25 protein-coding genes, 1 other RNA gene and 1 other annotated feature are annotated in these 25,562 nt (G+C 54.0%); of the genes, 17 read left to right on the top strand and 9 right to left on the bottom strand.

Annotation, left to right across the window (positions count from 1 at the left end; translation table 11 throughout):
• Positions 1–68 precede the first annotated feature (68 nt).
• The 3 genes from C7433_RS03085 to hxpB all read right to left on the bottom strand — a co-directional run bounded on the left by C7433_RS03085 (position 69) and on the right by hxpB (position 3,000).
• Entirely contained in the window at positions 69–1,460 is a 1,392-nt protein-coding gene (locus tag C7433_RS03085; protein WP_006118946.1) for an L-cystine transporter, read from the bottom strand.
• A gap of 149 nt (positions 1,461–1,609) precedes the next feature.
• Positions 1,610–2,200: a metal-dependent hydrolase gene (locus C7433_RS03080; RefSeq protein ID WP_033741117.1), complete on the bottom strand. Its 591-nt coding sequence runs from the start codon at positions 2,198–2,200 to the stop codon at positions 1,610–1,612.
• 131 nt (positions 2,201–2,331) lie between these two features.
• A complete protein-coding gene (hxpB, locus tag C7433_RS03075) occupies positions 2,332–3,000 on the bottom strand; it encodes a hexitol phosphatase HxpB (RefSeq protein WP_039340657.1) in 669 nt (222 codons plus the stop codon).
• A 153-nt stretch (positions 3,001–3,153) separates the two neighbouring features.
• On the opposite strand from hxpB, the gene C7433_RS03070 reads away from it, so the two are divergent.
• On the top strand, positions 3,154–3,690 hold the full coding sequence (locus C7433_RS03070) for a YniB family protein (RefSeq protein WP_006118949.1): 537 nt from the start codon (positions 3,154–3,156) through the stop codon (positions 3,688–3,690).
• Between the two features lie 4 nt (positions 3,691–3,694).
• Here C7433_RS03070 and C7433_RS03065 read toward each other — a convergent pair whose 3' ends face one another.
• Positions 3,695–4,588 (bottom strand): fructosamine kinase family protein, encoded by an 894-nt coding sequence (locus C7433_RS03065; RefSeq protein ID WP_033741121.1) that lies wholly within the window; start codon positions 4,586–4,588, stop codon positions 3,695–3,697.
• A gap of 79 nt (positions 4,589–4,667) precedes the next feature.
• A complete protein-coding gene (gene ghoS, locus C7433_RS03060; protein ID WP_110267587.1) occupies positions 4,668–4,970 on the bottom strand; it encodes a type V toxin-antitoxin system endoribonuclease antitoxin GhoS in 303 nt (100 codons plus the stop codon).
• Positions 4,971–5,321: 351 nt separating this feature from the next.
• Here ghoS and C7433_RS03055 point away from each other — a divergent pair, with 351 nt between their 5' ends.
• The 15 genes from C7433_RS03055 to C7433_RS02990 all read left to right on the top strand — a co-directional run bounded on the left by C7433_RS03055 (position 5,322) and on the right by C7433_RS02990 (position 19,016).
• Complete coding sequence (locus tag C7433_RS03055) at positions 5,322–6,083, top strand: YdiY family protein (protein WP_110267586.1); 762 nt, start codon at positions 5,322–5,324, stop codon at positions 6,081–6,083.
• A 247-nt stretch (positions 6,084–6,330) separates the two neighbouring features.
• The gene (gene thrS / locus C7433_RS03050) at positions 6,331–8,259 is read left to right on the top strand and encodes a threonine--tRNA ligase (RefSeq protein WP_006118953.1); all 1,929 of its coding nucleotides are present in this window, start codon (positions 6,331–6,333) and stop codon (positions 8,257–8,259) included.
• A gap of 3 nt (positions 8,260–8,262) precedes the next feature.
• Complete coding sequence (infC, locus tag C7433_RS03045) at positions 8,263–8,814, top strand: translation initiation factor IF-3 (protein ID WP_006118954.1); 552 nt, start codon at positions 8,263–8,265, stop codon at positions 8,812–8,814.
• Positions 8,815–8,914: 100 nt separating this feature from the next.
• The gene (gene rpmI / locus C7433_RS03040) at positions 8,915–9,112 is read left to right on the top strand and encodes a 50S ribosomal protein L35 (RefSeq protein WP_006118955.1); all 198 of its coding nucleotides are present in this window, start codon (positions 8,915–8,917) and stop codon (positions 9,110–9,112) included.
• A 44-nt stretch (positions 9,113–9,156) separates the two neighbouring features.
• Positions 9,157–9,513: a 50S ribosomal protein L20 gene (rplT, locus tag C7433_RS03035; RefSeq protein ID WP_006118956.1), complete on the top strand. Its 357-nt coding sequence runs from the start codon at positions 9,157–9,159 to the stop codon at positions 9,511–9,513.
• 116 nt (positions 9,514–9,629) lie between these two features.
• Positions 9,630–9,755: a sequence feature (Phe leader region), on the top strand.
• Positions 9,635–9,679 (top strand): pheST operon leader peptide PheM, encoded by a 45-nt coding sequence (gene pheM / locus C7433_RS23625; protein ID WP_106120997.1) that lies wholly within the window; start codon positions 9,635–9,637, stop codon positions 9,677–9,679. It overlaps the preceding feature by 45 nt.
• 71 nt (positions 9,756–9,826) lie before the next feature.
• The gene (gene pheS, locus C7433_RS03030) at positions 9,827–10,810 is read left to right on the top strand and encodes a phenylalanine--tRNA ligase subunit alpha (RefSeq protein WP_033741123.1); all 984 of its coding nucleotides are present in this window, start codon (positions 9,827–9,829) and stop codon (positions 10,808–10,810) included.
• 14 nt (positions 10,811–10,824) lie between these two features.
• On the top strand, positions 10,825–13,212 hold the full coding sequence (pheT, locus tag C7433_RS03025) for a phenylalanine--tRNA ligase subunit beta (RefSeq protein ID WP_058708702.1): 2,388 nt from the start codon (positions 10,825–10,827) through the stop codon (positions 13,210–13,212).
• Between the two features lie 4 nt (positions 13,213–13,216).
• Positions 13,217–13,519, top strand: coding sequence for an integration host factor subunit alpha (ihfA, locus tag C7433_RS03020; RefSeq protein ID WP_006118960.1), 303 nt, complete (start codon positions 13,217–13,219; stop codon positions 13,517–13,519).
• Positions 13,520–13,618: 99 nt separating this feature from the next.
• Entirely contained in the window at positions 13,619–14,626 is a 1,008-nt protein-coding gene (gene btuC, locus C7433_RS03015; protein ID WP_110267585.1) for a vitamin B12 ABC transporter permease BtuC, read from the top strand.
• Between the two features lie 15 nt (positions 14,627–14,641).
• Positions 14,642–15,187, top strand: a complete 546-nt coding sequence (locus tag C7433_RS03010; protein WP_039340642.1) for a glutathione peroxidase — start codon at positions 14,642–14,644, stop codon at positions 15,185–15,187.
• Positions 15,188–15,937 (top strand): vitamin B12 ABC transporter ATP-binding protein BtuD, encoded by a 750-nt coding sequence (gene btuD, locus C7433_RS03005; RefSeq protein WP_058701725.1) that lies wholly within the window; start codon positions 15,188–15,190, stop codon positions 15,935–15,937.
• A gap of 66 nt (positions 15,938–16,003) precedes the next feature.
• Positions 16,004–16,462, top strand: a complete 459-nt coding sequence (locus C7433_RS03000; protein ID WP_033741136.1) for an NlpC/P60 family protein — start codon at positions 16,004–16,006, stop codon at positions 16,460–16,462.
• A 291-nt stretch (positions 16,463–16,753) separates the two neighbouring features.
• The gene (locus C7433_RS02995) at positions 16,754–17,488 is read left to right on the top strand and encodes an EAL domain-containing protein (RefSeq protein WP_006118964.1); all 735 of its coding nucleotides are present in this window, start codon (positions 16,754–16,756) and stop codon (positions 17,486–17,488) included.
• A 91-nt stretch (positions 17,489–17,579) separates the two neighbouring features.
• Positions 17,580–19,016 (top strand): protein adenylyltransferase SelO, encoded by a 1,437-nt coding sequence (locus C7433_RS02990; RefSeq protein ID WP_110267584.1) that lies wholly within the window; start codon positions 17,580–17,582, stop codon positions 19,014–19,016.
• 1 nt (position 19,017) lies between these two features.
• Here C7433_RS02990 and C7433_RS02985 read toward each other — a convergent pair whose 3' ends face one another.
• Positions 19,018–20,064, bottom strand: a complete 1,047-nt coding sequence (locus tag C7433_RS02985) for a 3-deoxy-7-phosphoheptulonate synthase (RefSeq protein WP_058701728.1) — start codon at positions 20,062–20,064, stop codon at positions 19,018–19,020.
• Between the two features lie 151 nt (positions 20,065–20,215).
• The gene (locus tag C7433_RS02980; protein ID WP_006118966.1) at positions 20,216–21,043 is read right to left on the bottom strand and encodes a pyruvate, water dikinase regulatory protein; all 828 of its coding nucleotides are present in this window, start codon (positions 21,041–21,043) and stop codon (positions 20,216–20,218) included.
• A 439-nt stretch (positions 21,044–21,482) separates the two neighbouring features.
• Between C7433_RS02980 and ppsA the strand changes: the two genes are divergently transcribed.
• Positions 21,483–23,867, top strand: a complete 2,385-nt coding sequence (gene ppsA / locus C7433_RS02975) for a phosphoenolpyruvate synthase (RefSeq protein ID WP_033741141.1) — start codon at positions 21,483–21,485, stop codon at positions 23,865–23,867.
• 204 nt (positions 23,868–24,071) lie between these two features.
• On the opposite strand, the gene rprA is transcribed toward ppsA, so the two are convergent.
• Both rprA and ydiK read right to left on the bottom strand, forming a co-directional pair.
• An RNA gene (gene rprA / locus C7433_RS02970) (antisense sRNA RprA) lies at positions 24,072–24,181 on the bottom strand.
• Between the two features lie 259 nt (positions 24,182–24,440).
• Positions 24,441–25,535 carry an AI-2E family transporter YdiK gene (gene ydiK, locus C7433_RS02965; RefSeq protein ID WP_110267583.1) on the bottom strand — a complete coding sequence of 365 codons (1,095 nt, stop codon included), beginning with the start codon at positions 25,533–25,535 and terminating at the stop codon, positions 24,441–24,443.
• Positions 25,536–25,562: the final 27 nt, after the last annotated feature.

Genomic DNA, 25,562 nt, shown 5'->3' with positions numbered 1-25,562 from the left:
GGGGAAATAAGGAGAAACAGGCAGGGAAAAGGGAGAAGACCTGGCACCGGGTGCCAGGTCAGCTGTGATTAGCTGTGCTCTAATTCACGGTGTTCGTCTTGCTCAAGAACGCGTCGGTCTGTCAGGCCCAGCCAGCGACTGGTCAGGGAACCTGCGGTCATTGCACCATTCACGTTCAACGCGGTTCTGCCCATATCGATCAACGGCTCGATCGAAATCAGCAGTGCGACCAGCGTGACGGGCAGGCCCATCGCGGGCAGCACGATTAACGCCGCGAAAGTCGCGCCACCGCCGACACCGGCAACGCCCGCTGAGCTCAACGTCACAATGCCCACCAGAGTGGCAATCCACAGCGGATCAAACGGGTTAATGCCCACTGTCGGCGCTACCATCACGGCCAGCATGGTCGGATAAAGACCGGCACAACCGTTCTGCCCGATCGTAGCGCCAAACGACGCCGAGAAACTGGCAATGGATTCCGGCACGCCCAGACGACGGGTTTGCGCTTCCACGTTCAGCGGAATGCTGGCGGCACTGGAGCGGCTGGTGAAGGCAAAGGTCAGCACGGGCCAGACTTTGCGGAAAAAGCGCATAGGGTTGATGCCATTTACGGACAGCAGCAGACCGTGTACCACAAACATAATGCCCAGGCCCAGATAGGATGCGACCACGAAGCTACCCAGCTTAATGATGTCCTGCAGGTTCGATCCGGCAACCACTTTAGTCATCAGCGCCAGCACGCCGTAAGGCGTCAGTTTCATGATCAGGCGCACCAGCTTCATCACCCATGACTGCAGCGTATCGATCGCCGTCAGGACACGCTGCCCTTTCACTTCGTCATCTTTAAGCAGGTGCAGGGCCGCCACGCCTAAAAAGGCTGCGAAGATGACGACACTGATAATCGAGGTGGGGCTGGCACCGGTTAAATCGGCAAAGGGGTTTTTCGGGATAAAGGACAGGATAAGCTGCGGCGCCGTCAGATCGGCCACTTTGCCTACATAGTTATTCTGGATGGCACTCAGACGCGCCGTTTCCTGGGCACCCTGTACCAGGCCGGTTGCATTAAGATGGAACAGCCCGGTCACGAAAACCCCGACCAGCGCCGCAATCGCGGTCGTAAACAGCAGCACGCCAATGGTCAGGAAACTGATTTTGCCCAGCGAAGAGGCGTTATGCAGGCGCGCCACCGCGCTCAGAATTGAGACAAAGACCAGCGGCATCACGATCATCTGCAACAGCTGGACATAGCCGTTACCAACCACGTTAAACCAGCCAATTGACGCTTTGACCGTATCGCTGTTACTGCCGTAAATAAACTGCAGCGCCAGGCCAAACGCGACGCCAAACACTAACCCGACCAGCACTTTTTTTGACAGACTCCAGTTGGCGCGGCTCAGGCGTGACAGCAGAAGCAGCAGCACCACAAAGGCAATGATATTAAGCGTTAAAGGGATATCCATAGAAACTCCGAATCATGCAGCATTCCCCTGGTAAGGAAAGCAAAAGTAGTTATTGTTCATACAGGTGTCCGGAAATGGTATCAGGTGAATTTAGTGCGATCTTATATCCAAATGGAATAGCTTATAACTTTGCTTGAGCGGCCAGTGGCTCAGGAGCCGGAATGCCCGGACAGGAGGCGGCTGACGCCGTTTTGCAAGGTATCAAATACCTGAGTGGGCCAGCCATTTTCGCCAAACGCAGGCATCCCTGGCGGGAACCACAGCGCGTAAGCCATCAGGCACAGGCACAGAGCGCGCTCCAGTTGATTGCCTTTTTGGCTGTTCAGAATGGGCAGACGAAAACGCCAGCGACAGGGCCAGAGCAGAGGAACGCCGGCCGGAGTGAGCATATCGGCCACAATGTGGCTCAGGTAACCCAGCGTCATGCCCTGCAGAACATCGGCGGGCACCGGCCAGCTTTTCGGCACGTTAATCTGAAACAGCCACAGGCCAGCCGCGACGGCAAGCAGGCTGTGGGTGAACCCGCGATGACCAAATGCCCGGGCAATGGGATGCGACAACCAGCGCAGGCGCTGGCCCAGCAATGACTTAGGATGATCGATGTCAGGCAGCAGGCAGGTCAGCAGGCTGGCGGGAATTAAATGCCACCAGTCCGCCTGAGCCATCACCGGGGTGAGCTCGGCCCGTTTCGCAAAAATGGCGCTGGCAACAGCAAAAAAGATATGGCCTTCGGCCGTCATGATAAACCTGGCTGCAAAAGAAACTGTCAATGCATCCAGTATAGGGATTTATCCAGTAAATGAGAACCTGTGACGCTGTAACGAAGCGTTAATTTTTTAAGGGGATGCAACAGGTTACAGCGCCTTTGCCGTCAAGCCTGCAAATGCTCCCGCGTTAACTGTGTCAGGCTGCTCAGCTTCACGTCGGCAAGCGCCCAGCGGGCATCATCCTGATGGCTGGCTGCCGGAATCACAATTGATCGCATTCGTGCGGCTTTGCTTGCTACCATGCCGTTCACCGAATCTTCCAGCGCGACGCAGTGAAGCGGATCAATGCCCAGCGCCTCGGCGGCGTTGAGGTAGACCTGCGGATGCGGCTTGCTGTAGGGCAGATGTTCGGCGGAAGACAGCACATCAAAATAGTGATTCAGGTTAAACATCGCCAGTACCTGTTCCAGCATGAAGCGGGGCGATGCGGAAACCAGGCCGGTCTTCAGGCCGTGCTGTTTGCACAATGAGAGGGCGGACTCAACGCCGGGCAGAAGCGGGCGGTTTATCGCAATCAGTTCCATTGCACGGGCGATGATACGCTGTGTGACCGCTTCCTGACTCGGTCCCGACCAGGGCAACGTTTCGTACCACATGCGCACCGTCTGATCGATACGTAATCCGAGCGTATCAGGTAATTCGTGGCGTCGGGTCAAATCGATATTCAGGGTTGAGAAGATGTCCATTTCAGCCTGATCCCAGAGAGGTTCAGAATCAATCAACAATCCATCCATATCAAATAAAGCTGCAAAAACAGGGCGGTGGTAAGACATGTGTCGCTCCTTAAAAAGTTCAGGCTACCTTAGCATGAACACAGGGTTGGTGCGCAGATGAGGCGAAACGGGCGCAGACCGCTCTTTTTTTTGGGAAAATTCTGCAAGGGCAGGTAGACTGAAGCAAATGGGATTTTGGGTTCAGGAGATATCATGACCTATCAACAGGCTGGCCGCATTGCCATCCTTAAGCGTGTCGCTGGCTGGGTGATTTTTTTACTCGCGTTGCTGTCTACCATCATTTCACTGCTGAGCTTTTTGTTTAAGCACAGTGAAAAGAAACCCGGTATTGATGCCGTGATGCTGGATTTCATTCATGTCATGGTGGATATGATTCGCTTTAATACGCCGTTTCTGAATGTGTTCTGGCAAAACTCACCGGTGCCCGAGTTCAATGGACAGATGAATCTGGGCTTCTGGTTTATCTATATTTTGATTTTTGTCGGGCTGGCGCTGGAAGCGTCCGGTGCGCGCATGGGACGTCAGGTGCGCCATGTGCGGGAAGGGATTGAAGATCAGATGATTCTTGAGCAGGCAAAAGGCAGCGATGGCCGGACCCGGCAGCAGTTGGAAGAAAAGGTACGGGTCCCGCGCCACACCATTTTTCTGCAGATTTTCCCGCTCTACATCCTGCCGCTGGTGATTGCCATCGCCGGTTACTTTCTGCTTTCTCTGCTTGGTTTTCTCTAAACGATCAGGCCGGTTTCACCTGACCGGCTGCCCGTGCATCGTCATCCAGCAACTGGCCCACGGCAAACTGCGCCGCGCCCAGCCAGTTGCCGCCAAACACGTTGGCCCGGTTCAGGAGATAGTAAAGCTGATAAACCGGCTGACGCTGCGAAAAGCCATCGGGTAATGGCCAGCTCTGGTGATAACCGTCAAAGATCGCCTTCGGCAGATCGGTAAACCAGCTCAGCATCGCCAGGTCGCATTCCCGGTCGCCCCAGTAACAGGCAGGATCGAAAATCCAGGGGCCAGTCTCGCTGCCCGCACAGTTAGCTGGCCACAGATCGCCGTGGAGCAGGGAAGGTTGAGGGTGATGGGACGCCAGGGTCCGTTGCACACAATCAATAATCCGTTCGGCATCGCCGTACAGAATGCCTTTCTCAGCGGCAATCTGCAGTTGCCAGCCGATTCGTTGCTCCGCAAAGAAAACTGACCAGCGCCGCAACCAGCTGTTGGGCTGTGGTGTAGAGGTCAGATTATTATCGAAATCAAGCCCGAACTGAGGTTGCTCGCTCCACTGATGCAGACGCGCCAACTGCTGGCCTAACTGGTAGGCGCTCTGCGGATCCAGGGGCTGAGGTTTGATATATTCCAGCAGCAGGAAACTGTAGTCACGATCGCTGCCAACGCCATAAACGTCCGGAACGCGGACCGTCTGGGTACGGCGCAGCAGGGCGAGTTGATCGGCTTCCCAGCTAAACAGGGACACTTTATCGCGGCTGTTGCACTTCACAAACACATCCTGCTCACCATAGCGGATGAGCCAGGCGGGATGCACATCACCCCCGGGGAGTTCATGACGTTGGGTAATTTCGGCGTTGCCAAATTGCTCGTTTAACAGACGACTAATGGCTGACCACATCGGGTTATCCTCTTTATTCGCTGCCTGAGTTCAATTGTAACGCGGACGCACGCGATAAAAACCTGCGCGTGTGCACAGACTAGTCTGCGGCACCTGTTGCTTGGCGCAGAAAGTCGTCAAGCGTGGTCAACGTCACGTCGGGTTTCTGGCCCAGCGCGCTTTCGCCCGCGGCAAGAGCCTGCTGTTTTAGCGCGGCCTCATCCAGTGTGGTGACAATGCCAAAACTGTTAGTGCCAAGCTCATGGGCGGTGCCACTGTCATCCATTAACGTGGTAGAGAAGCCCCCTGATGTCAGAGCACCGGTCAGGTTCAGAACGTCACTGAGTCCGGCTTCCTGATAATGAAAGGTCACGACATAGCGATGTAGATCTTCACTGCTCATTTTGCACCTCGAAAGGGTTAAATATCACACAGCGTAGTACAGGGTGAAAAAACAGGCGAATAATGAAGGGGATGAGCCAACAATTCGGACTAAACTGTTTACCGTTTGTGCGGATGCTGGCGACCCGAACGTATGTAAATCTTGTAAACGAACAGATGTTATTTGGCAAAAACAACTCTATAATGCGCGCCGAACTCAGGTTAACGTCCAGCAAATACGGGACGTTACGCTAATGCATGATGTTCTGAGCGAATTCATATCTCTTTACAAAAGTTACGGTAAAGGGGATTGATCGCACCGGGAAACCCTTCAGAATCTTCGTTTTCAAAACTGTTGCACGGATCACACTTAATGAACGCCTTTAACAAGCTGTCTGCTGTTCTATTGCTCTCTGCCGGAGCGTTTTGTCACCAGGCGCTGGCCGATAACGCGGTCTTCACCGCGATGGATGACCCTTCAACGGCGAAAAAGCCTTTTGAAGGATCGGCCTCTGCAGGTTACCTGGCGCAAACCGGTAACACCACCAGCTCATCGTTGACCGCACAGACCAACATGACCTGGTATACAGAATCAATGGCCTACAGCTTGTGGGGCAATGCCGCGAATACCTCTGCAAACGATGAGCGCTCGTCCGAAACCTATAACGTAGGTGCGCGTTCGCGTTACAACATGAGCGCCTATGACTACCTGTTTGGTCAGACAAGCTGGTTAAGTGACCGTTACAATGGTTATGACGGACGCGATGTCCTGACCGCCGGTTATGGTCGTCAGATCCTGAATGGCCCGGTGCATTCACTGCGTGCGGAATTCGGTCCTGGTGTCCGTTACGACGATTACCGTGAAGGTGGCCATAAAACGCAGGCGCTGGCTTACGGTGCGGTGAGCTACCAGTGGCAGCTGACAGATACCACCAAATTCATTCAGGGGGTTTCCGTGCTGAGCTCACTGGGTGACGATACGACAGTGAACTCTGAAACGGGCTTACAGGTAGCGATTAACGACCATTTCGCCCTGAAACTGGCGTATAACGTCACCTGGAACAACAATCCACCTGAGTCTGCGCCCGACCATACGGATACCAAAACCACGGTCATGCTGACGTACGCGATGTAATCCGCGTTAACTCTGTCTGACGGAGAAGCGGTCTGGCCTGGGGCCTGGCCGCTTTTTTTTGATCTGACTGAGAGTTAGCGGAAAGGCATGGGTTTTGCTCACGTCTGAAAACTGCTATTATTCGTGCCGCATCAACTTCCTGGCGACATTCCGACAATGTGGGTCTGATTTCACGCCAGGTGAATCAAACTACTCAATTTTGTATGTAGGCTTTCGTGTGGCTTACCACTGCAACTAAGGACATTCTATGCCTGTAATTACGCTTCCTGATGGCAGCCAGCGCACTTATGATCGCCCTGTCAGCGTGATGGACATCGCGCTTGATATCGGCCCCGGTCTGGCCAAAGCCTGTATCGCCGGACGAGTAAACGGTGAACTGGTCGATGCGGTTGATCCCATCACCGACGACGCGTCTGTCGCCATTATTACTGCAAAAGACGAAGCGGGTCTTGAAATCATCCGTCACTCTTGCGCGCACCTGTTAGGCCATGCCATTAAGCAGCTGTGGCCCGACACGAAAATGGCTATTGGTCCGGTTATCGACAACGGTTTCTACTATGATGTCGATATCGATCGCACGCTGACCCAGGAAGATATTGAGCTGCTGGAAAAACGCATGCATCAGTTGGCTGAGACCAACTACGATGTCGTGAAGAAGAAGGTTAGCTGGCAGGAAGCGCGCGATGTCTTCGCGGCGCGGGGTGAAGTCTATAAGACCACCATCCTGGACGAGAATATCAGCCATGATGATCGCCCTGGGCTGTATCATCATGAAGAATACGTCGATATGTGCCGCGGTCCGCACGTACCGAATATGCGTTTTTGTCACCATTTCAAACTGCAGAAAATTTCAGGCGCCTACTGGCGTGGCGACAGCGACAACAAAATGTTGCAGCGCATCTACGGCACCGCCTGGGCCGATAAAAAGCAGCTGTCTGCCTATCTGCAGCGTCTGGAAGAAGCGGCGAAGCGCGACCACCGTAAGATCGGTAAACAGCTCGACCTCTACCATATGCAGGAAGAAGCGCCGGGTATGGTTTTCTGGCATAATGACGGCTGGACAATTTTCCGTGAACTGGAAGTGTTCGTCCGCAGTAAGCTGAAAGAGTACCAGTACCAGGAAGTAAAAGGTCCGTTCATGATGGACCGCGTGCTGTGGGAAAAAACCGGTCACTGGGAAAACTACAAAGATGCGATGTTTACGACCTCTTCGGAGAACCGTGAGTACTGCATCAAGCCAATGAACTGCCCGGGTCATGTGCAAATCTTTAATCAGGGGCTGAAATCCTATCGCGATTTGCCACTGCGTATGGCCGAGTTCGGGAGCTGCCACCGTAATGAACCCTCAGGTGCGTTACATGGTCTGATGCGCGTTCGTGGCTTTACTCAGGATGATGCCCATATTTTCTGTACGGAAGATCAACTGCGCGCCGAAGTGAACAGCTGTATCCGCATGGTTTACGACATGTACAGCACCTTTGGCTTTGAAAAGATCGTGGTGAAACTGTCTACCCGTCCTGAAAAACGCATCGGTTCTGATGAAACCTGGGATCGTGCAGAAGAGGATCTGGCTGCGGCGCTCAATGAAAACAACATTGCGTTTGAATACCAGCCGGGTGAGGGCGCCTTCTACGGCCCGAAAATTGAATTTACTTTATACGATTGCCTTGACCGTGCCTGGCAGTGCGGAACAGTTCAGCTAGACTTTTCCCTGCCTAAACGTCTGGATGCCACCTACGTGGGTGAAAACAACGATCGTCAGACGCCCGTGATGATTCACCGTGCGATTCTGGGGTCGATGGAACGCTTTATCGGTATTTTGACCGAAGAGTTTGCCGGTTTCTTCCCTAGCTGGCTGGCACCAGTGCAGGCTGTCGTCATGAATATTACCGACGGTCAGGCAGAATATGTTGAGACTTTGACACGTAAATTGCAGAATGCTGGCATTCGTGTGAAAGCGGACTTGAGAAACGAGAAGATAGGCTTTAAAATCCGCGAGCACACATTACGTCGCGTCCCTTATATGTTGGTCTGTGGTGATAAAGAGGTGGAAGCTGGCAAAGTGGCCGTTCGCACCCGCCGTGGTAAAGACCTTGGGTCGATGGATGTCGATGTGTTTGTTGAGAAGCTGCAGCAAGAGATTCGCAGCCGCAATCTTCACCAATTGGAGGAATAAGGTATTAAAGGCGGAAAACGAGTACAACCTACGCGTCCGAATCGCATCAACAGTGAAATTCGCGCAACAGAAGTGCGCTTAACAGGCGTTGAAGGCGAGCAACTTGGTATTGTCAGTCTACGCGAAGCTTTGGAAAAAGCTGAGGAAGCGGGTGTAGATTTAGTTGAAATCAGCCCGAACGCCGAACCGCCGGTTTGCCGCATTATGGATTACGGCAAGTTCCTCTATGAAAAAAGCAAATCTTCTAAGGAACAGAAGAAGAAGCAAAAAGTTATTCAGGTTAAGGAAATTAAATTCCGTCCTGGAACCGATGATGGCGACTATCAGGTCAAACTACGCAACCTGATTCGCTTTCTGGAAGAAGGCGATAAAGCCAAAATCACGCTGCGTTTCCGCGGTCGTGAGATGGCGCACCAGCAGATCGGTATGGAAGTGCTTAACCGCGTCCGTAAAGACCTGTGTGATGATCTGGATTTGGCTATTGTCGAATCCTTCCCTTCGAAGATCGAAGGCCGCCAGATGATCATGGTGCTCGCACCTAAGAAGAAACAGTAGGCATTCAAGTAGCAATGACCGCGCAGCGCTCGCGTTGTGCGGTTTGTTGTTCGCCTGTCTGGGTCATGTTATCAACAATGCGAAGTGGATATTTTTTAAAATGCCAAAGATTAAAACTGTACGTGGCGCGGCTAAGCGCTTCAAGAAGACCGCTTCTGGCGGCTTTAAGCGTAAACACGCGAACCTGCGTCATATTCTGACTAAGAAATCTACCAAGCGTAAACGTCACCTGCGTCCGAAAGGCATGGTGTCTAAAGGCGATCTGGGTCTGGTTGTTGCCTGCCTGCCGTACGCATAAGTAAATTTTTTTAATTAATTCAGAATATTAAACAGGAGAGCTAAATGGCTCGTGTAAAACGTGGTGTAGTTGCTCGCGCACGTCACAAAAAAATCTTAAAACAAGCTAAAGGTTACTACGGTGCACGTTCACGTGTTTACCGCGTTGCCTTCCAGGCTGTTATCAAAGCTGGTCAGTATGCTTACCGCGACCGTCGTCAACGTAAGCGTCAGTTCCGTCAGCTGTGGATCGCGCGTATCAACGCAGCGGCGCGTCAGAACGGTATGTCTTACAGCCGTTTCATCAATGGTCTGAAAAAAGCAGCCATTGAAATTGACCGTAAAATCCTGGCCGACATCGCTGTATTCGACAAAGTGGCATTCACTGCACTGGTAGAAAAAGCGAAATCAGCTCTGGCGTAAGTCAGTTGAAAAAGGGAGCTTGCTCCCTTTTTTATTACCTGTAACCTGAGCAAAAGATTGACTTTTTCGCCTCTGCGCTTTTCAATAGTGCCGTTGAGTATCACGACAAGGTAACGCAAGCATGAATGCTGCTATTTTCCGTTTCTTTTTTTACTTTAGCGCCTGACAATCAGGGGCTTTTGCGCATAAGAAAAGAAACGAAAAATCGCGCTGAAAGCCTCCCACGTGGAGGCTTTTTTATTTTTGGCGCTGGCATATTGGACCGGCAGGTCCCAACAAGTACTAACCAGCCTGACTGGAAAAAGAGGAAAACATGTCCCAACTAGCAGAACTGGTGGCGAACGCCACGGCGGCCATCGACGGGGCGACCGATATCGCCGCCCTTGACGCGGTGCGCGTCGAATATCTGGGGAAAAAAGGGCATCTGACTTTGCAGATGACCACGTTGCGTGAGCTGCCAGCAGAAGAGCGTCCAGCAGCCGGTGCCGTGATTAACGAAGCCAAACAGCAGGTGACAGATCGTCTGAATGCCCGCAAAGAAGCGATGGAGTCGGCGGCGCTCAACGCCCGTCTGGCGGCGGAAACCATCGATGTCTCGCTGCCGGGACGCCGTATCGAAAACGGTGGGCTGCATCCGGTTACCCGTACTATCGATCGCATCGAAACCTTCTTTGGTGAACTGGGCTTCGCGGTGGTGACCGGCCCGGAAATTGAAGACGATTACCATAACTTTGACGCGCTGAATATCCCCGGCCATCACCCGGCACGTGCCGATCACGACACCTTCTGGTTCGATGCCACTCGTCTGCTGCGTACGCAGACATCCGGCGTACAGATTCGCACGATGAAAAACCAGCAGCCGCCGCTGCGCATTATCGCCCCGGGCCGCGTGTACCGTAACGACTACGATCAGACGCACACGCCGATGTTCCACCAGATGGAAGGCCTGATCGTCGATAAGAACATCAACTTCACCAACCTGAAAGGCACGCTGCACGATTTCCTGAACAACTTCTTTGAGGAAGATTTGCAGATCCGTTTCCGTCCGTCTTACTTCCCGTTCACCGAACCGTCTGCGGAAGTGGATGTGATGGGGAAAAACGGCAAGTGGTTGGAAGTGCTGGGCTGCGGCATGGTGCATCCTAACGTGCTGCGCAACGTCGGTATCGATCCGGAAGTCTACTCGGGCTTCGCCTTTGGTATGGGCATGGAGCGTCTGACCATGCTGCGTTACGGCGTGACCGATTTACGCGCATTCTTCGAAAATGATTTACGTTTCCTCAAACAATTTAAGTAAGGGCAGGTTATCCAATGAAATTCAGTGAACTCTGGTTACGCGAATGGGTAAATCCAGCCCTTGACAGCGCAGCGCTGTCAGAACAAATCACCATGGCGGGTCTGGAAGTGGATGGCGTTGAGCCAGTGGCTGGCGCGTTTCATGGCGTGGTGGTCGGTGAGGTCGTAGAGTGCGGTCAACACCCGAATGCCGACAAGCTGCGTGTGACCAAAATCAACACCGGGGGCGATCGTCTGCTGGACATCGTGTGCGGTGCGCCGAACTGTCGTCAGGGCCTGAAAGTAGCCGTCGCCACCGTGGGTGCCGTTCTGCCGGGCGATTTCAAAATCAAAGCCGCAAAGCTGCGCGGTGAACCCTCGGAAGGCATGCTGTGCTCGTTCTCGGAGCTGGGTATTTCCGATGATCACAATGGCATTATTGAACTGCCTGCCGATGCGCCTGTGGGCACCGATATCCGTGACTATCTGCAGTTAGATGACAACACCATCGAAATCAGCGTGACGCCTAACCGCGCTGACTGTCTGGGCATCATGGGCATCGCTCGGGATGTTGCGGTCCTGAACGGCCTGCCGCTGAATGCGCCCGCCATCGAGCCGGTCACTGCCACGATTCCCGATACCTTCCCGATTCGCGTTGACGCGACCGATGCCTGTCCTCGCTATTTAGGCCGGGTGGTCAAAGGCGTGAACGTTGCCGCAGCAACGCCGCTGTGGATGAGAGAGAAACTGCGCCGCTGCGGTATTCGCTCTATCGATCCGGTCGTGGATATCACCAACTACGTGCTGCTGGAGCTGGGTCAGCCGATGCACGCCTTCGATCTGGATCGTCTTGACGGCGGGATCGTGGTGCGCATGGCAGAAGAGGGCGAAGCACTCACGCTGCTGGACGGTACAGAAGCCAGACTCAGCAGCGATACGCTGGTCATTGCTGACCACCAGAAAGCGCTGGCGATGGGCGGCATTTTTGGCGGTGAGCATTCCGGCGTAAACACCGAAACGCAAAATATTTTACTGGAATGCGCCTGGTTTGAGCCGCTGGCGATTACCGGCCGGGCGCGTCGTCATGGTTTGCATACGGATGCTTCACATCGTTACGAGCGTGGTGTGGATTCGGCGCTGCAGCACAAGGCGATGGCGCGGGCGACGCAGCTGCTGCTGAGCATCTGTGGCGGCGAAGCCGGTCCGGTTATCGATCAGACGGTAGAGGCCGCGTTGCCGGTGCCTGCCACCATCACCTTACGTCGTGAGAAGCTGGATCGCTTAATCGGTCATGTGGTCAGCGATGCCCAGGTGACCGACATTCTGACCCGCCTCGGTTGTCAGGTGAACGTAGGCAATCAGGAATGGCAGGCGGTCGCACCGACCTGGCGCTTCGATATGGCTATCGAAGAAGACCTGGTGGAAGAGATTGCGCGCATCTACGGTTACAACAATATCCCCAACGTGCCGGTGCAGGCCGGGCTGGTGATGACGAAGCACCGTGAAGCCAACCTGTCGCTGAAACGCGCGAAGATGCTGCTGGTGGATAAAGGCTATCAGGAGGCCATTACCTACAGCTTCGTGGATCCAAAAGTCCAGCAGTTGCTGCATCCCGGCGAAGAGGCATTGCTGCTGCCAAGCCCGATTTCCAGCGATATGTCCACCATGCGTCTGTCGCTGTGGACCGGTTTGCTGAGCGCCGTGGTCTATAACCAGAATCGTCAGCAGAGCCGCGTGCGCCTGTTTGAGAGCGGCCTGCGTTTTGTGCCTGATACACAGGCAGATTTAGGTATCCGTCAGGATTTGATGCTGGCCGGCGTACTGAGTGGCAATCGCTTCGAAGAGCACTGGGATCTGGCGCGCCAGGCGGTTGACTTCTATGATTTGAAAGGCGATTTAGAGTCATTACTGGATTTAACCGGTAAGCTCGACGCCATCACTTTCCGTGCAGAAGCAAATCCGGCGTTACATCCGGGACAAAGTGCGGCAATTTATTTGCATGATGAACGAATCGGATTTATCGGAGTGGTTCATCCCGAACTTGAACGTAAGCTGGATCTCAACGGTCGCACCTTAGTCTTTGAACTGCTTTGGAATAAGGTCGCAGACCGCGTCCTGCCTGATGCGCAAGAGATTTCGCGCTTCCCGGCAAACCGCCGAGATATCGCCGTTGTTGTGGCGGAAAACGTGCCCGCAGCAGATATCATCGCAGAGTGTAAGAAAGTTGGCGTAAATCAGGTAGTTGGCGTAAACTTGTTTGACGTGTACCGAGGTAAGGGTGTTTCCGAGGGCTATAAGAGCCTCGCAATCAGCCTGATTTTGCAGGATACCAGCCGGACACTCGAAGAAGAGGAGATTGCCGCGACGGTTGCCAAATGCGTTGCGGCATTAAAAGAGCGATTCCAGGCAACCTTGAGGGATTGAACCTATGGCGCTTACAAAAGCTGAGATGTCAGAATACCTGTTTGAGAAACTCGGGCTGAGCAAACGTGATGCAAAAGAGTTAGTGGAGCTGTTTTTCGAAGAGGTTCGCCGCGCTTTGGAAAATGGAGAACAGGTTAAACTGTCGGGGTTTGGTAATTTTGATCTGCGTGACAAAAACCAACGTCCGGGCAGAAACCCAAAAACGGGAGAGGATATTCCGATTACTGCACGTCGCGTAGTCACCTTCCGTCCAGGGCAGAAGCTTAAAAGTCGCGTTGAGAACGCCACACCCAAAGACAGTGACTGATCCCAGTGTTTTAAAAAGGCCGCGCAAGCGGCCTTTTTCATTTCTTTTTTTCGCAATCCTTTTACAATCAATTCCCTGTTACCCAGATCAATTCCGCTTATGTCCCAGCTTGAACAACTTGTACGGCACAGCACACGGCAAAATCAAAAATGGCTGGTGGGCCTGAGTCTGCTGCTACTGGCGCTTTTTACGGTCAGCCTGTGTGCAGGCGAGCGCTGGATAGGGCCTGCCGCCTGGTGGAGTGAGAGCGGCAGGCTGTTTGTCGGCCAGTTACGTTTACCCCGTACCGTCGCGGTGATGCTGGTGGGGGCGGCGCTGGCGTTGAGCGGGGTGATGATGCAGGCGCTGTTTACCAATCCGCTGGCCGAGCCCGGCCTGCTGGGGGTGTCCAGCGGGGCAGGCATTGGCCTGGTGGCGGGCGTGCTGTTCAGCGGCGGCGCATTATGGAGCCTCTCGCTTTCGGCGATAGCGGGCGCGTTGGTGATTACGCTGATTCTGCTGCACTTTGCCCACCGCCATTTATCCGTCAGCCGTTTGTTGCTCACCGGCGTAGCGCTGGGCATGATTTGCAGCGCGATGATGACCTGGGCGGTGTATTTCAGCAGCAGTCTCGATTTGCGCCAACTGATGTACTGGATGATGGGCGGATTCAGCGGCATCGACTGGCGTTATGGCTGGATGATGCTGGCGTTATTGCCGGTGATTCTGGCCAGCATGACGGCGGCCCGCGCGCTCAATCTGTTGGCCCTCGGTGAGACCTCCGCGCGCCAGTTGGGACTGTCTCTGGTCTGCTGGCGTAATCTGCTGGTGCTGGCCATGGGCTGGCTGGTCGGGGTAAGCGTTGCGCTGGCCGGGGCGATAGGATTTGTCGGGCTGGTCATTCCTCATCTGTTACGCCTGGTGGGATTGCACGATCATCGTGCGTTGCTGCCGGCCTCCGCGCTGGCAGGGGCCAGCGTACTGCTGGGGGCAGATATTATTGCCCGTCTGGCACTGGCCTCGGCTGAGTTGCCTGTTGGCGTGGTCACGGCCACGCTGGGTGCGCCATTGTTTATCGTTCTGTTAGTCAAATCGACACGTCAGCCTGCGCTGACAAACAAGTCTTAACCACAGGAACCCCGTATGAGCATTTATCAAACTGAACTGGTTACGCTGGATGGTGAGAAAACCACGCTGTCTGCCTGGCAGGGCAACGTCCTGCTGGTGGTGAACGTGGCCTCGAAATGTGGTTTAACGCCGCAATACGAAGCCCTGGAAAATATCCATGAAGCCTGGCATGACCAGGGCTTCAGTGTACTGGGTTTTCCGTGCAATCAGTTCCTGGAGCAGGAACCCGGCACCAGCGAAGAAATCAAGACGTTTTGCAGCACCACCTACGGTGTGACCTTCCCTCTGTTCGAAAAATGTGAGGTGAATGGTGAACATCGTCATCCGCTTTATGCGCAGCTGGTGGCCGCAAAACCGGATGCCGTTCGGCCGGAAGAAAGTGGCTTTTATGAGCGTATGGTCAGTAAAGGCCGGGCACCAAAAGCGCCAGGGGATATTTTGTGGAATTTTGAAAAATTCCTGATTGGACGTGACGGCAGCGTGATCCAGCGTTTCTCGCCCGATATGTCGCCAGAAGACCCGATTATTCTGGAAACGATTAAGGTCGCGCTGGCGAAATAGGTGTTACTCAGCCTGCAAGCGGTCGCCGTTGCCGGACGGCTGCAACCGGTGAGCGGTGCGCTTCATGCCGGGCATCTGATCCATCTGGTGGGGCCGAATGGCGCGGGCAAAAGCACCTTGTTGTCCGCGCTGGCCGGTCTGGAGCCGATAACCGGTCAGATGACTTTACAGGATAAAGCGCTGGCTGACTGGCCCGGACCGGCGCTGGCCCGGGTGCGCGGCTGGCTGCCTCAACAGCAGCTGCCACCCGGCATGATGCCGGTTTATCACTATCTTCGTCTGCATCTGGCGTCTTCAGGGCCACACAATGATGCGCGGTTAATGAGCTTACTCGCCCGGCTGCAGTTGACAGAAAAACTCTCCCGACCGCTGAATCAGCTTTCCGGGGGCGAATGGCAGCGCGTCCGGCTCTGTGCGGTCATGGCACAAATCGATCCGCAGATTAATGCGGACGGTAAACTGCTGATTCTTGACGAACCCATGACGGCGCTGGATGTGGCGCAGCAACACGCTGTCGATAATCTGATTCAGGAACTCTGTCGTGCAGGGGTTTGTGTGATTGCCAGCAGCCATGACCTTAACCACAGCCTGTGGCATGCCGATCGGGTCTGGCTGTTGCATCAGGGCGCGGTTGTGGCACAGGGCAAACCCTGTGAAATCCTGCGTCCGGAACAGCTCACGCCACTCTACGGTATCCCTTTCCGACAACTCACCCTGGAAGGCCGTCCGCTGCTAACGGTTTTACCCTGAGACTTGCCACGCAGCGGGCTTTGCCGCTACATTTACCCCGTTATAACTGATTAAGGATGAGCTGTGATGCGCATGGGGTTGCTGTTCGTGGTGTTACTGTTGGTGGGCTGTAGCCATCGTGCACCGCCCGTCAATGGTCGCCTCTCTGACTCCATTACTGTTATCGCGCAGCTCAACGATCAACTGGGGAGCTGGCGGGGAACACCGTATCGCTATGGTGGCATGAGCCGCAAGGGCGTTGACTGCTCGGGTTTTGTCTATCTGACATTTCGGGATAAGTTTGATTTGCAGCTCCCACGCAGTACCGCCGCCCAGAGTGATATCGGCACGCGCATCAGCAAAGAGGACCTTCTGCCCGGCGACCTGGTGTTCTTCAGGACCGGCAGTGGCGAAAATGGCTTACATGTGGGCATTTACGACACGGATAACGCCTTCATCCATGCTTCAACCAGTCAGGGCGTCATTCGGTCCTCGCTGGATAATGTCTACTGGCGGAAAGTGTTTTGGCAGGCGCGACGCATATAATTTGTCAACCTAAGCCCGCCCGGTTAGTGCGGATTAATTCAGAAAATGACCGGATCTAAAAAATATTCCTAATTTGGCTTTAACCAACTCATTTTATTTATAACATTGGGAGCGGGAATCTTTTTCATACTTTACAGAATTGTCCCAAAAATTATTTGGCTTAAAGTTTATTTTCTTAAAACTAAAGCCAGTAATGGCCTAAAAATATCTATCTCATCAGTCCTTTGCTACTATTGCCAGTAAGTTTTTAATCATATACGATGCACTATCGCCACATATACTGGCTGTAAAATGAAAATTCATCTGTCGGCCGACTATGAGTCGGAAATTTGGTTTTATGCCGCCTGTTCCCAGGAAGGGCACTTAACCGCTATTGAGCTGGCTACCCAGTTCGTCCACGAAAGTGCGCCTATCACGTTGCCGCAGGATGTTCTGTTGCCGCAGCTTGATGAGACACAGCGCCTGCGCCTGCTGCAGCGGCAGGTTTCGTTACTGGAAAAGCATCAGACCTTTTTCGAAACGCACAATCTGCTGGCCTTTATGCCCACAGACGAGGGCATGGCAAGCACCCTGCTCGAAAGTGAGTTTCTGACGCGTAAAATAAAACAACTGCCCTTTTTAAGGTTGGATATCAGCGAAACGTTTCTCTCGCTCCATTTGGGAAAAAATAATCCGCTTCTCGCGGCGTTATATGGTGAGTTTAAATTGTCTCTGTCGCATTTTGGCGCGGGGAAATCGTCGACGACTGCCGTTTACGATAATCTGTTTAGCTGTATCAGGCTGGACAAACACTTTATTCAGTCGCTTGCTAAACGTGCTTCTTTTTTACCATTTATGCAAAGCATCATTGATAATTTCCGTAGCCATTGCGATCGGATGATTATTTGTGGCGTAGATGACGAAATTTTACTGGATAAAGTTAGCCATCTAAGTAATGTGCATCTGCAGGGTGCCTTGTTCCCGGTGGTGAAATCTGATGCGTTTGAGTCCTTGATCTACTCCGAGCAATTCCTGCACTCTCCCTGATATTTGCACGACTGTCGCCTGTTTAATCCCGGCTATCAACGCTACACTGTGGGTTTTATCATACGATACCCGGTGTCGTTTGGGAGTAGACATGGTCTTTGACAACAGCTGGTTTCGAGAGCTTTCGGGTACTTATACCGCCTTACATCCCACCCCGCTTGCCGGTGGCAGACTGTTATATCACAACGGTCCGCTGGCGCACGAAATGGCGTTGGAGAGCGATCTGTTTACCGGGCAGGGGCACGGTGTCTGGTACGGTGCGTCACTGTTGCCGGGTATGCAACCGTTGGCGCAGGTATACAGTGGCCATCAGTTCGGCGTCTGGGCAGGTCAGCTGGGTGACGGGCGCGGCATTCTGCTGGGTGAGCAGCGCCAGCAAGACGGCAGCCGTCTCGACTGGCATTTAAAAGGCGCAGGGCTGACGCCGTATTCTCGCATGGGCGATGGTCGTGCTGTGGTGCGCTCGACGGTGCGTGAGTTTCTGGCCTCGGAGGCGCTGCACCATCTGGGTATCCCGACCACGCGCGCGTTAACGATAGCCATCAGCGATGAGCCGGTTTACCGTGAAACCGCTGAGCGCGGTGCAATGCTGATGCGGATCGCGCCGAGTCATCTGCGCTTTGGCCATTTCGAACACTTCTTTTACAGCCAGCAGCCTGACAAGGTCAAACAGCTGGCGGAGTATGCCATTCGTCATCACTGGCCGCATCTGACGGAGGACGCCGACCGTTATTATCTGTGGTTCGCCGATATCGTCCTGCGCACAGCACGCCTGATTGCGCAGTGGCAGAGCGTGGGCTTTGCGCATGGTGTGATGAATACCGACAACATGTCGATCCTTGGCCTGACGCTGGATTACGGCCCTTACGGTTTTCTGGATGACTATCAGCCGGACTTTATCTGTAATCACAGTGATTACCAGGGGCGCTACAGCTTCGAGAATCAGCCGATGATCGGTCTGTGGAACCTTAATCGTCTGGCGCATGCCCTCTCAGGATTACTCAGTACAGAGCAGCTAAAGCAGGCGCTGAGCGGTTATGAAAACGAACTGATGCGCGTCTGGGGCCAGCGGATGCGGGCGAAACTGGGCTTTCTGACCGAAGAGGCAGGGGATAACGCGATTCTGACCGATCTGCTCAGCTTAATGAGTCAGGAACGGCGCGATTATACGCTGACGTTCCGCCTGCTCAGTGAAACGCAGCAGTCAGAACAGCGATCGCCGTTACGGGATGAATTTATCGATCGCGCTGCCTTTGATCGCTGGTATCAGGATTACCGCACCCGTTTGTTGCAGGAGCAGGTCAGCGATGCGACGCGCCAGCAGGTGATGAAAGCGGCCAATCCGGCGCTGGTCTTGCGAAATTATCTGGCACAGCAGGCGATCGAGGCGGCGGAGCAGGGTGAGAGCGGGGCGCTGGCCCGTTTACATCAGGCGCTTCAGCAGCCCTTCAGTGACGCGACGGCCGCTGAGTATCGTCAACGGCCGCCGGACTGGGGCAAATCACTGGAAGTCAGTTGTTCCAGCTAAGTTATAAACGGTGAGTAACTGCCTCAGCTAACAGGGCCAGTACAGCTTCGCTGTCTTGCCAGTTGAGGCAGGGATCGGTGATGGACTGACCGTACGTCAGGGGCTCACCGCTCACTACTTTCTGATTGCCTTCTTCGATAAAACTTTCGATCATCACGCCCGCTACCGCGCGTGAACCTCCTTTGATCTGTTCAGCCACATCAGCAGCAACGTCGCGCTGACGACGATGCTGTTTCAGGCAGTTGCCGTGGCTGAAATCAATCACCAGCTGTGGCGCTAAGCCGAATTCATTCAGGCAGGCAGTCGCCTCGGCGACATCGGCGGCATGATAATTGGGCTGTTTACCGCCACGTAAAATCACATGGCCGTGCGGGTTGCCGCTGGTCTGGTAAATGGTCATCTGCCCCTGTTTATCCGGCGACAGGAACATATGGCTGGTTCGGGCAGCGCGAATGGCATCCACCGCAATACGCACATTGCCATCGGTGCCGTTTTTGAAGCCGACAGGACAGGAGAGCGCAGAGGCCATTTCACGATGGATCTGGCTTTCAGTGGTGCGGGCTCCAATGGCCCCCCAGCTGATCAGATCGGCAATAAACTGCCCGATCACCATATCCAGAAATTCCGTTGCTGTGGGTAAGCCGAGGGCGTTGATATCAATCAGTAGCTTACGGGCAATGCCGATGCCGCGGTTCACATCAAAGCTACCGTCCAGATCCGGATCGGAGATCAGGCCTTTCCAGCCGACCACCGTACGTGGCTTTTCAAAATAGGCCCGCATCACGATTTCCAGCCGGTCCTGATACTGCTCGCGCAGCGCATTTAAACGCCGGGCATAGTCTAAAGCCGCCACCGGGTCATGCAGGGAGCAGGGACCAATCACGACCAGCAGACGGGGATCGTCGCCCGTGAGGATGCGCGCAATGCGCTTGCGTGCTGCGGTGATATTATCGGCCATGGCGGAGGAAAGCGGATATTCAGCTGCCAGACTGGCAGGAGAGATCAGGCTGCCAATGCGCGCCGTGCGCAGTTCGTCAGTTTTATTCATGGTGTTCTCTAAATGTGTTCTTCGCAGCGGTGGAATACCGGGAAGTGATGAGGGTCACAATAAACCATTAGCTTGTGAATTCAAGCACCAACGTGACAATGACAGGCAAAATTACGGCAGCGCCACGTTACAGGGCGCTGCCGGCGGCGGATCAGTACATGCGGCGCGTCAGGCCCATAATATCGAGGATCTTGGTGGCGATCTCTTCCACGGAATAGTTGGTACTGTTGAGATAGCGAATCTGGTGGGTACGGAACAGCGCTTCCACTTCGCCCACCTCCAGTCGACACTGACGCAGGGAAGCATAGCGGGTATTTTCCGCGCGTTCCTGACGTATGGCCGCCAGGCGTTCCGGGTCAATTGTCAGGCCAAACAGTTTATGCTGATGCTGGCGCAGAGCGGGCGGCAGTTTCAGGTTATCCATATCATCGGCAATAAACGGATAGTTCGCGGCACGAATACCAAACTGCATCGCCAGATAGAGGCTGGTGGGGGTTTTACCACAACGGGAAACGCCTAACAGAATGACCTGCGCGTCTTCCAGGCCGCGCAGTGAAATGCCGTCATCATGTGCCAGGGTGTAATCGATCGCCGCAATACGCGCATCGTATTTGCCCAGATTGCTGGCATCCAGTCCGTGCGTTCGGTGTGCGACCGGAGCCGGTGCGAGACCAAGCTCCTGCTGAAGCGGAGCGACCAGTGCCTGAACAATGTCCTGACAAAACCCGTCACTTTGCAGAATGATGTCGCGCACTTCCGGCGTGACGATAGAAAAAAAGACCAGTGGACGCACGCCGCTTTGCTGAAAAAGGGCATTGATCTGCGCTTTAACCGCCTGCGCGCGCTGAACATTCTCAACAAACGGCAGGGTGACACTGTTGGTGTTAACGGGAAACTGCGATAGCACCGCGTGGCCTAACACTTCGGCGGTAATCGCAGTGCCGTCGGAGATATAAAAAACGCTTCTGTCGGTGGTCATGGAGCATGCCTCGTGCAAGGAAGTCGTGAAAAGACGGAGCAGGGTTAAGTTCAGGCGCGCGAATCCCCGCGGGGGCATGTGAAGTCTGGCTTAACCATTTGTCGTACAGTTTTAGCATAACCGACAGAAAATATTCCTTTTCTCCGCCACAGATTTGCCATGAAAATCGCGCCTGAAGCTGCCTTTTCCACCCGCCTTGTTGCGCAACAAAAACGACGCTTCAGGCGGCACTGAAATGAAAAACACTTTTAAATGAGTGGGTTGTGATAAAAACAATCCTTTGCGCAACGTCTTAAAAAAGCGGGTTATAGTCTGAAACTGCCGTGCAGAATCTGCTTTAACGATTCAACAGATCGTGTTTGCCAAAACGTTATGCCAGGCTGATTGTGTTAATAGCAGGATTTTCCATGTGCCCATTCATTAATAAAGGATCAGTTCAATGTCCAATAAAGGCGAACAGCCGTTAGTACTCTGGTACAACCAGCTTGGCATGCATGATGTTGATCGGGTAGGAGGCAAAAATGCGTCTCTGGGTGAGATGATTACCAATTTGTCCTCTCTGGGGGTTTCGGTACCCAATGGTTTCGCGACCACCTCCTGGGCCTTTAATCAGTTTCTTGAGCAGAGCGGTCTGAACCAGCGTATTTATGCATTGCTGGATGACACCAATATTGATGATGTTGATCAACTGGCGAAAGCAGGTAAGCAGATTCGTCAGTGGGTCGTCGAAACGCCCTTCCAGCCTGAACTTGAAGCCGCCATTTTGTCGGCCTACGAACAGCTCTCAGCAGACGATGCCGAGGCCTCTTTTGCCGTACGCTCCTCGGCCACCGCAGAAGATATGCCCGATGCTTCCTTTGCCGGACAACAGGAAACCTTTCTGAACGTGCAGGGCATCGAAGCTGTGATGGTAGCGGTGAAACATGTTTACGCATCCCTGTTTAACGATCGTGCCATCTCTTACCGTGTTCATCAGGGCTACGATCACCGGGGTGTTGCCCTGTCGGCAGGCATACAGCGTATGGTCCGTTCCGATCTGGCCGCATCAGGCGTGATGTTTACCATTGATACGGAATCTGGCTTCGATCAGGTGGTGTTTATCACGGCGGCGCTGGGTCTGGGCGAAATGGTGGTGCAGGGCGCTGTCAACCCGGATGAGTTTTACGTGCATAAACCCACACTGGCCGCGAAGCGTCCGGCAATCGTGCGCCGCAACATGGGCTCGAAAAAAGTGCGGATGGTGTATGCCGATTCACGTGAGCACGGCGAGCAGGTGCGAATCGAGGATGTGCCGGAAACGGAACGCGACCGCTTCTGCCTGAACGACAGCGAAGTTCAGGCGCTGGCACAGCAGGCGGTACTGATCGAGCAGCACTATAAGCGCCCGATGGATATTGAGTGGGCAAAAGACGGGCATACCGGCAAGCTGTTCATCGTGCAGGCGCGACCGGAAACCGTGCGCTCAAATGGTCAGGTGATGGAGCGTTACACCCTGCAAGGCCAGGGAAATGTGGTCATTGAAGGCCGTGCAATTGGCCATCGCATTGGTGCCGGGCCGGTTAAGGTGATTCATGACATCAGCGAAATGAACCGTATCGAAAAAGGTGACGTGCTGGTGACCGATATGACCGATCCTGACTGGGAACCGATCATGAAAAAGGCCTCCGCTATTGTCACCAATCGCGGGGGGCGTACCTGTCATGCCGCGATTATAGCGCGTGAATTGGGGATTCCGGCGGTGGTCGGGTGCGGCGATGCCACCGAGCGCCTGAAAGAAGGTCATACCGTGACCGTGTCCTGTGCGGAAGGCGATACCGGCTATGTTTACGACGAACTGCTCGATTTTGACGTGACCAGTTCGCAGGTCGATACCATGCCGGACCTGCCGCTGAAGGTGATGATGAACGTGGGTAACCCGGATCGCGCCTTTGATTTTGCCTGCTTACCCAATGAAGGGGTTGGGCTGGCGCGCCTGGAGTTCATCATCAACCGCATGATCGGTGTGCATCCTAAAGCGCTGCTTGAGTTTGACCAACAACCGCCGGCGTTGCAGCAACACATCCGTCAGCTGATGAAAGGCTTTGACGATCCCGTCGAGTTCTATATTGCGCGCCTGACTGAAGGTATCGCGACCCTGGGCGCGGCATTCGCACCCAAACGGGTGATTGTGCGATTGTCCGACTTCAAAACCAATGAATACGCCAATCTGGTCGGCGGGGAACGGTACGAACCGGAAGAAGAGAACCCCATGCTGGGCTTCCGCGGCGCTGGCCGTTACGTGTCAGAAAGCTTCCGCGACTGTTTTGCGCTTGAGTGTGAAGCGGTGAAGCGGGTGCGAAATGACATGGGACTGACCAATGTCGAGATCATGGTGCCGTTTGTACGTACGGTGGACCAGGCGCAGGCGGTGGTCGAAGAGTTAGGTCGCCAGGGCCTGAAGCGGGGTGAGAACGGACTGAAGGTCATTATGATGTGTGAAATCCCGTCAAATGCTCTGCTGGCGGAGCAGTTTTTACAGCACTTTGACGGCTTCTCCATTGGCTCGAACGACATGACGCAGCTGGCGCTGGGGCTCGATCGTGATTCCGGCGTCGTGTCTGCCCTGTTTGATGAACGCAATGAGGCGGTGAAAGCCTTACTGTCCATGGCGATCAAGGCGGCGAAAAAACAGGGTAAATACGTCGGTATCTGTGGACAAGGGCCTTCGGATCATCAGGATTTTGCGGCCTGGTTGATGGAGCAGGGCATCGACAGTTTGTCACTTAACCCGGATACCGTCGTGGAAACGTGGCTGAGCCTGGCGGCCCTGAATAAGTCTGCCTGACGCGACGTTTACACTGTTACTTTAAGGCCAGCGCAAGCTGGCTTTTTTATTCCCGGCGGAAAAACAGACGGGGTTGATCAGTGCTGACCCGCTCCGGTTGTCGAGATATCACTTGCGCGGAAAGCGTATATGGGGCGAGGTTGCTCTTCGGCCTGTTCATACAACCTGACCGGTGAAAAAGGGGCGCAACCCCTTTTCGACAGGCAAAAAAAAAGCCCATCACAGGGGATGGGCAAAGACTACACACAGCAATTCTTTACGCTACTCAGGGGAAATAAGGGTGTTTAGAAATCAGTGAGTTGATTTCAAACTTGTTAAATATGTTATTCATACCGCTTGCTGGCGTCTTTAAGAATCCTCTTATTAGTTTAAAGGAAATAATATTTTGACCATCATTAAGAGCGTTCAGGAGAGTTATTATGTATGAAAAATAATCATTTCAGGCCGAAAAATGGGCTTAAAGCGCTAAATATGCGTTTTATCTTAAAAACTACTAATGAAAAAAAGGCTGGTGATATCTTAATCAGCCAGCCTACTTAACCACTACTAATCATATGAAATGCAGAACAGGGCCTATTGATCCGTCTTTTCGTCCAGGGCTTTGAGCGGATCGACCGGTGGTCTGGGCACTTCATTCATCCAGACGGACACCAGGCGATAGGAGACGGCCAGCACGACGGGGCCGATAAACAGTCCGATCATGCCAAACGCGATGAGTCCGCCAATGACACCGGATAAAATCAGAATCAGCGGCAGGTCGGCACCCATACGAATCAGCACGGGACGCAAAATATTGTCCAGTGTTCCGACGACGCAGCTCCACACCAGCAGCACCGTGCCCCAGGTCGTATCGCCGCTCCAGTAGAGATAAACGATGGCGGGCACCAGCACCAGCAGGGGACCAATCTGGACCAGACAGCAGAGGATCATCAGGACGGTCAGCAAGGTCGCATAAGGAATGCCGGAGATGGCCAGCCCGATACCGCCCAGCACGCCCTGTACCAGCGCAGTCACCACCACGCCCAGCGCCACCGCGCGTACGGCTTGCCCGGCCAGCAAAACGGCGGCATCACCGCGACGGCCCGCCATGCGCATAGCGAAATGGCGAATTCCCAGCGCCGCCTGTTCACCGCGCCAGTAGAGCAGCACGCTAAACAGCAGCATCACGGCCAGATGAATCATAAACCGGCCAAAGTGTCCGGCCTGCGCAACAAAGAAGCCTGTTGTACGACCGACGTAAGGCTGAAGCTTGGCCATGATGGCCGCACCGCCGCCGGCCACCAGTTTCTGGTAGCTGGCATACAGTTTTTCCCCGACCACAGGAATGTCATTCAGCCAGCTCAGCGTCGGCAGCATATGGCCCTGCGTCGCCCAGGCAATTACCGGAGCGCTGTTATCAATCAGGCTGTTCACCAGCAGGGCAACCGGAATAATAAACAGCAGCAGAAGCAGAATGGTCATCACAATGACGGCCAGAGAACGCCGGCCCCAGAGCAGTCGCTGAATTCTCAGCATTAACGGCCAGGTTGCAATCACTACCATGCTGGCCCAGGCGAAGCCGAGGATAAAAGGTTGCACCACCCATAAGCAGGCGGCAATCAACAGCAAAATGAATATCAGAGTGAACAACATTTGGGGAAGGTCTATCTGCCGTTCCAGGCTTTTCATCTTAAGCATTACCTCTTTGAGATCCGT

Source organism: Pantoea sp. PNA 03-3, assembly GCF_003201175.1.
Lineage (GTDB): Bacteria > Pseudomonadota > Gammaproteobacteria > Enterobacterales > Enterobacteriaceae > Pantoea > Pantoea stewartii.
Note: the sequence above shows the minus strand (reverse complement) of the source record. Positions and strands in the feature narration are given on the sequence as shown.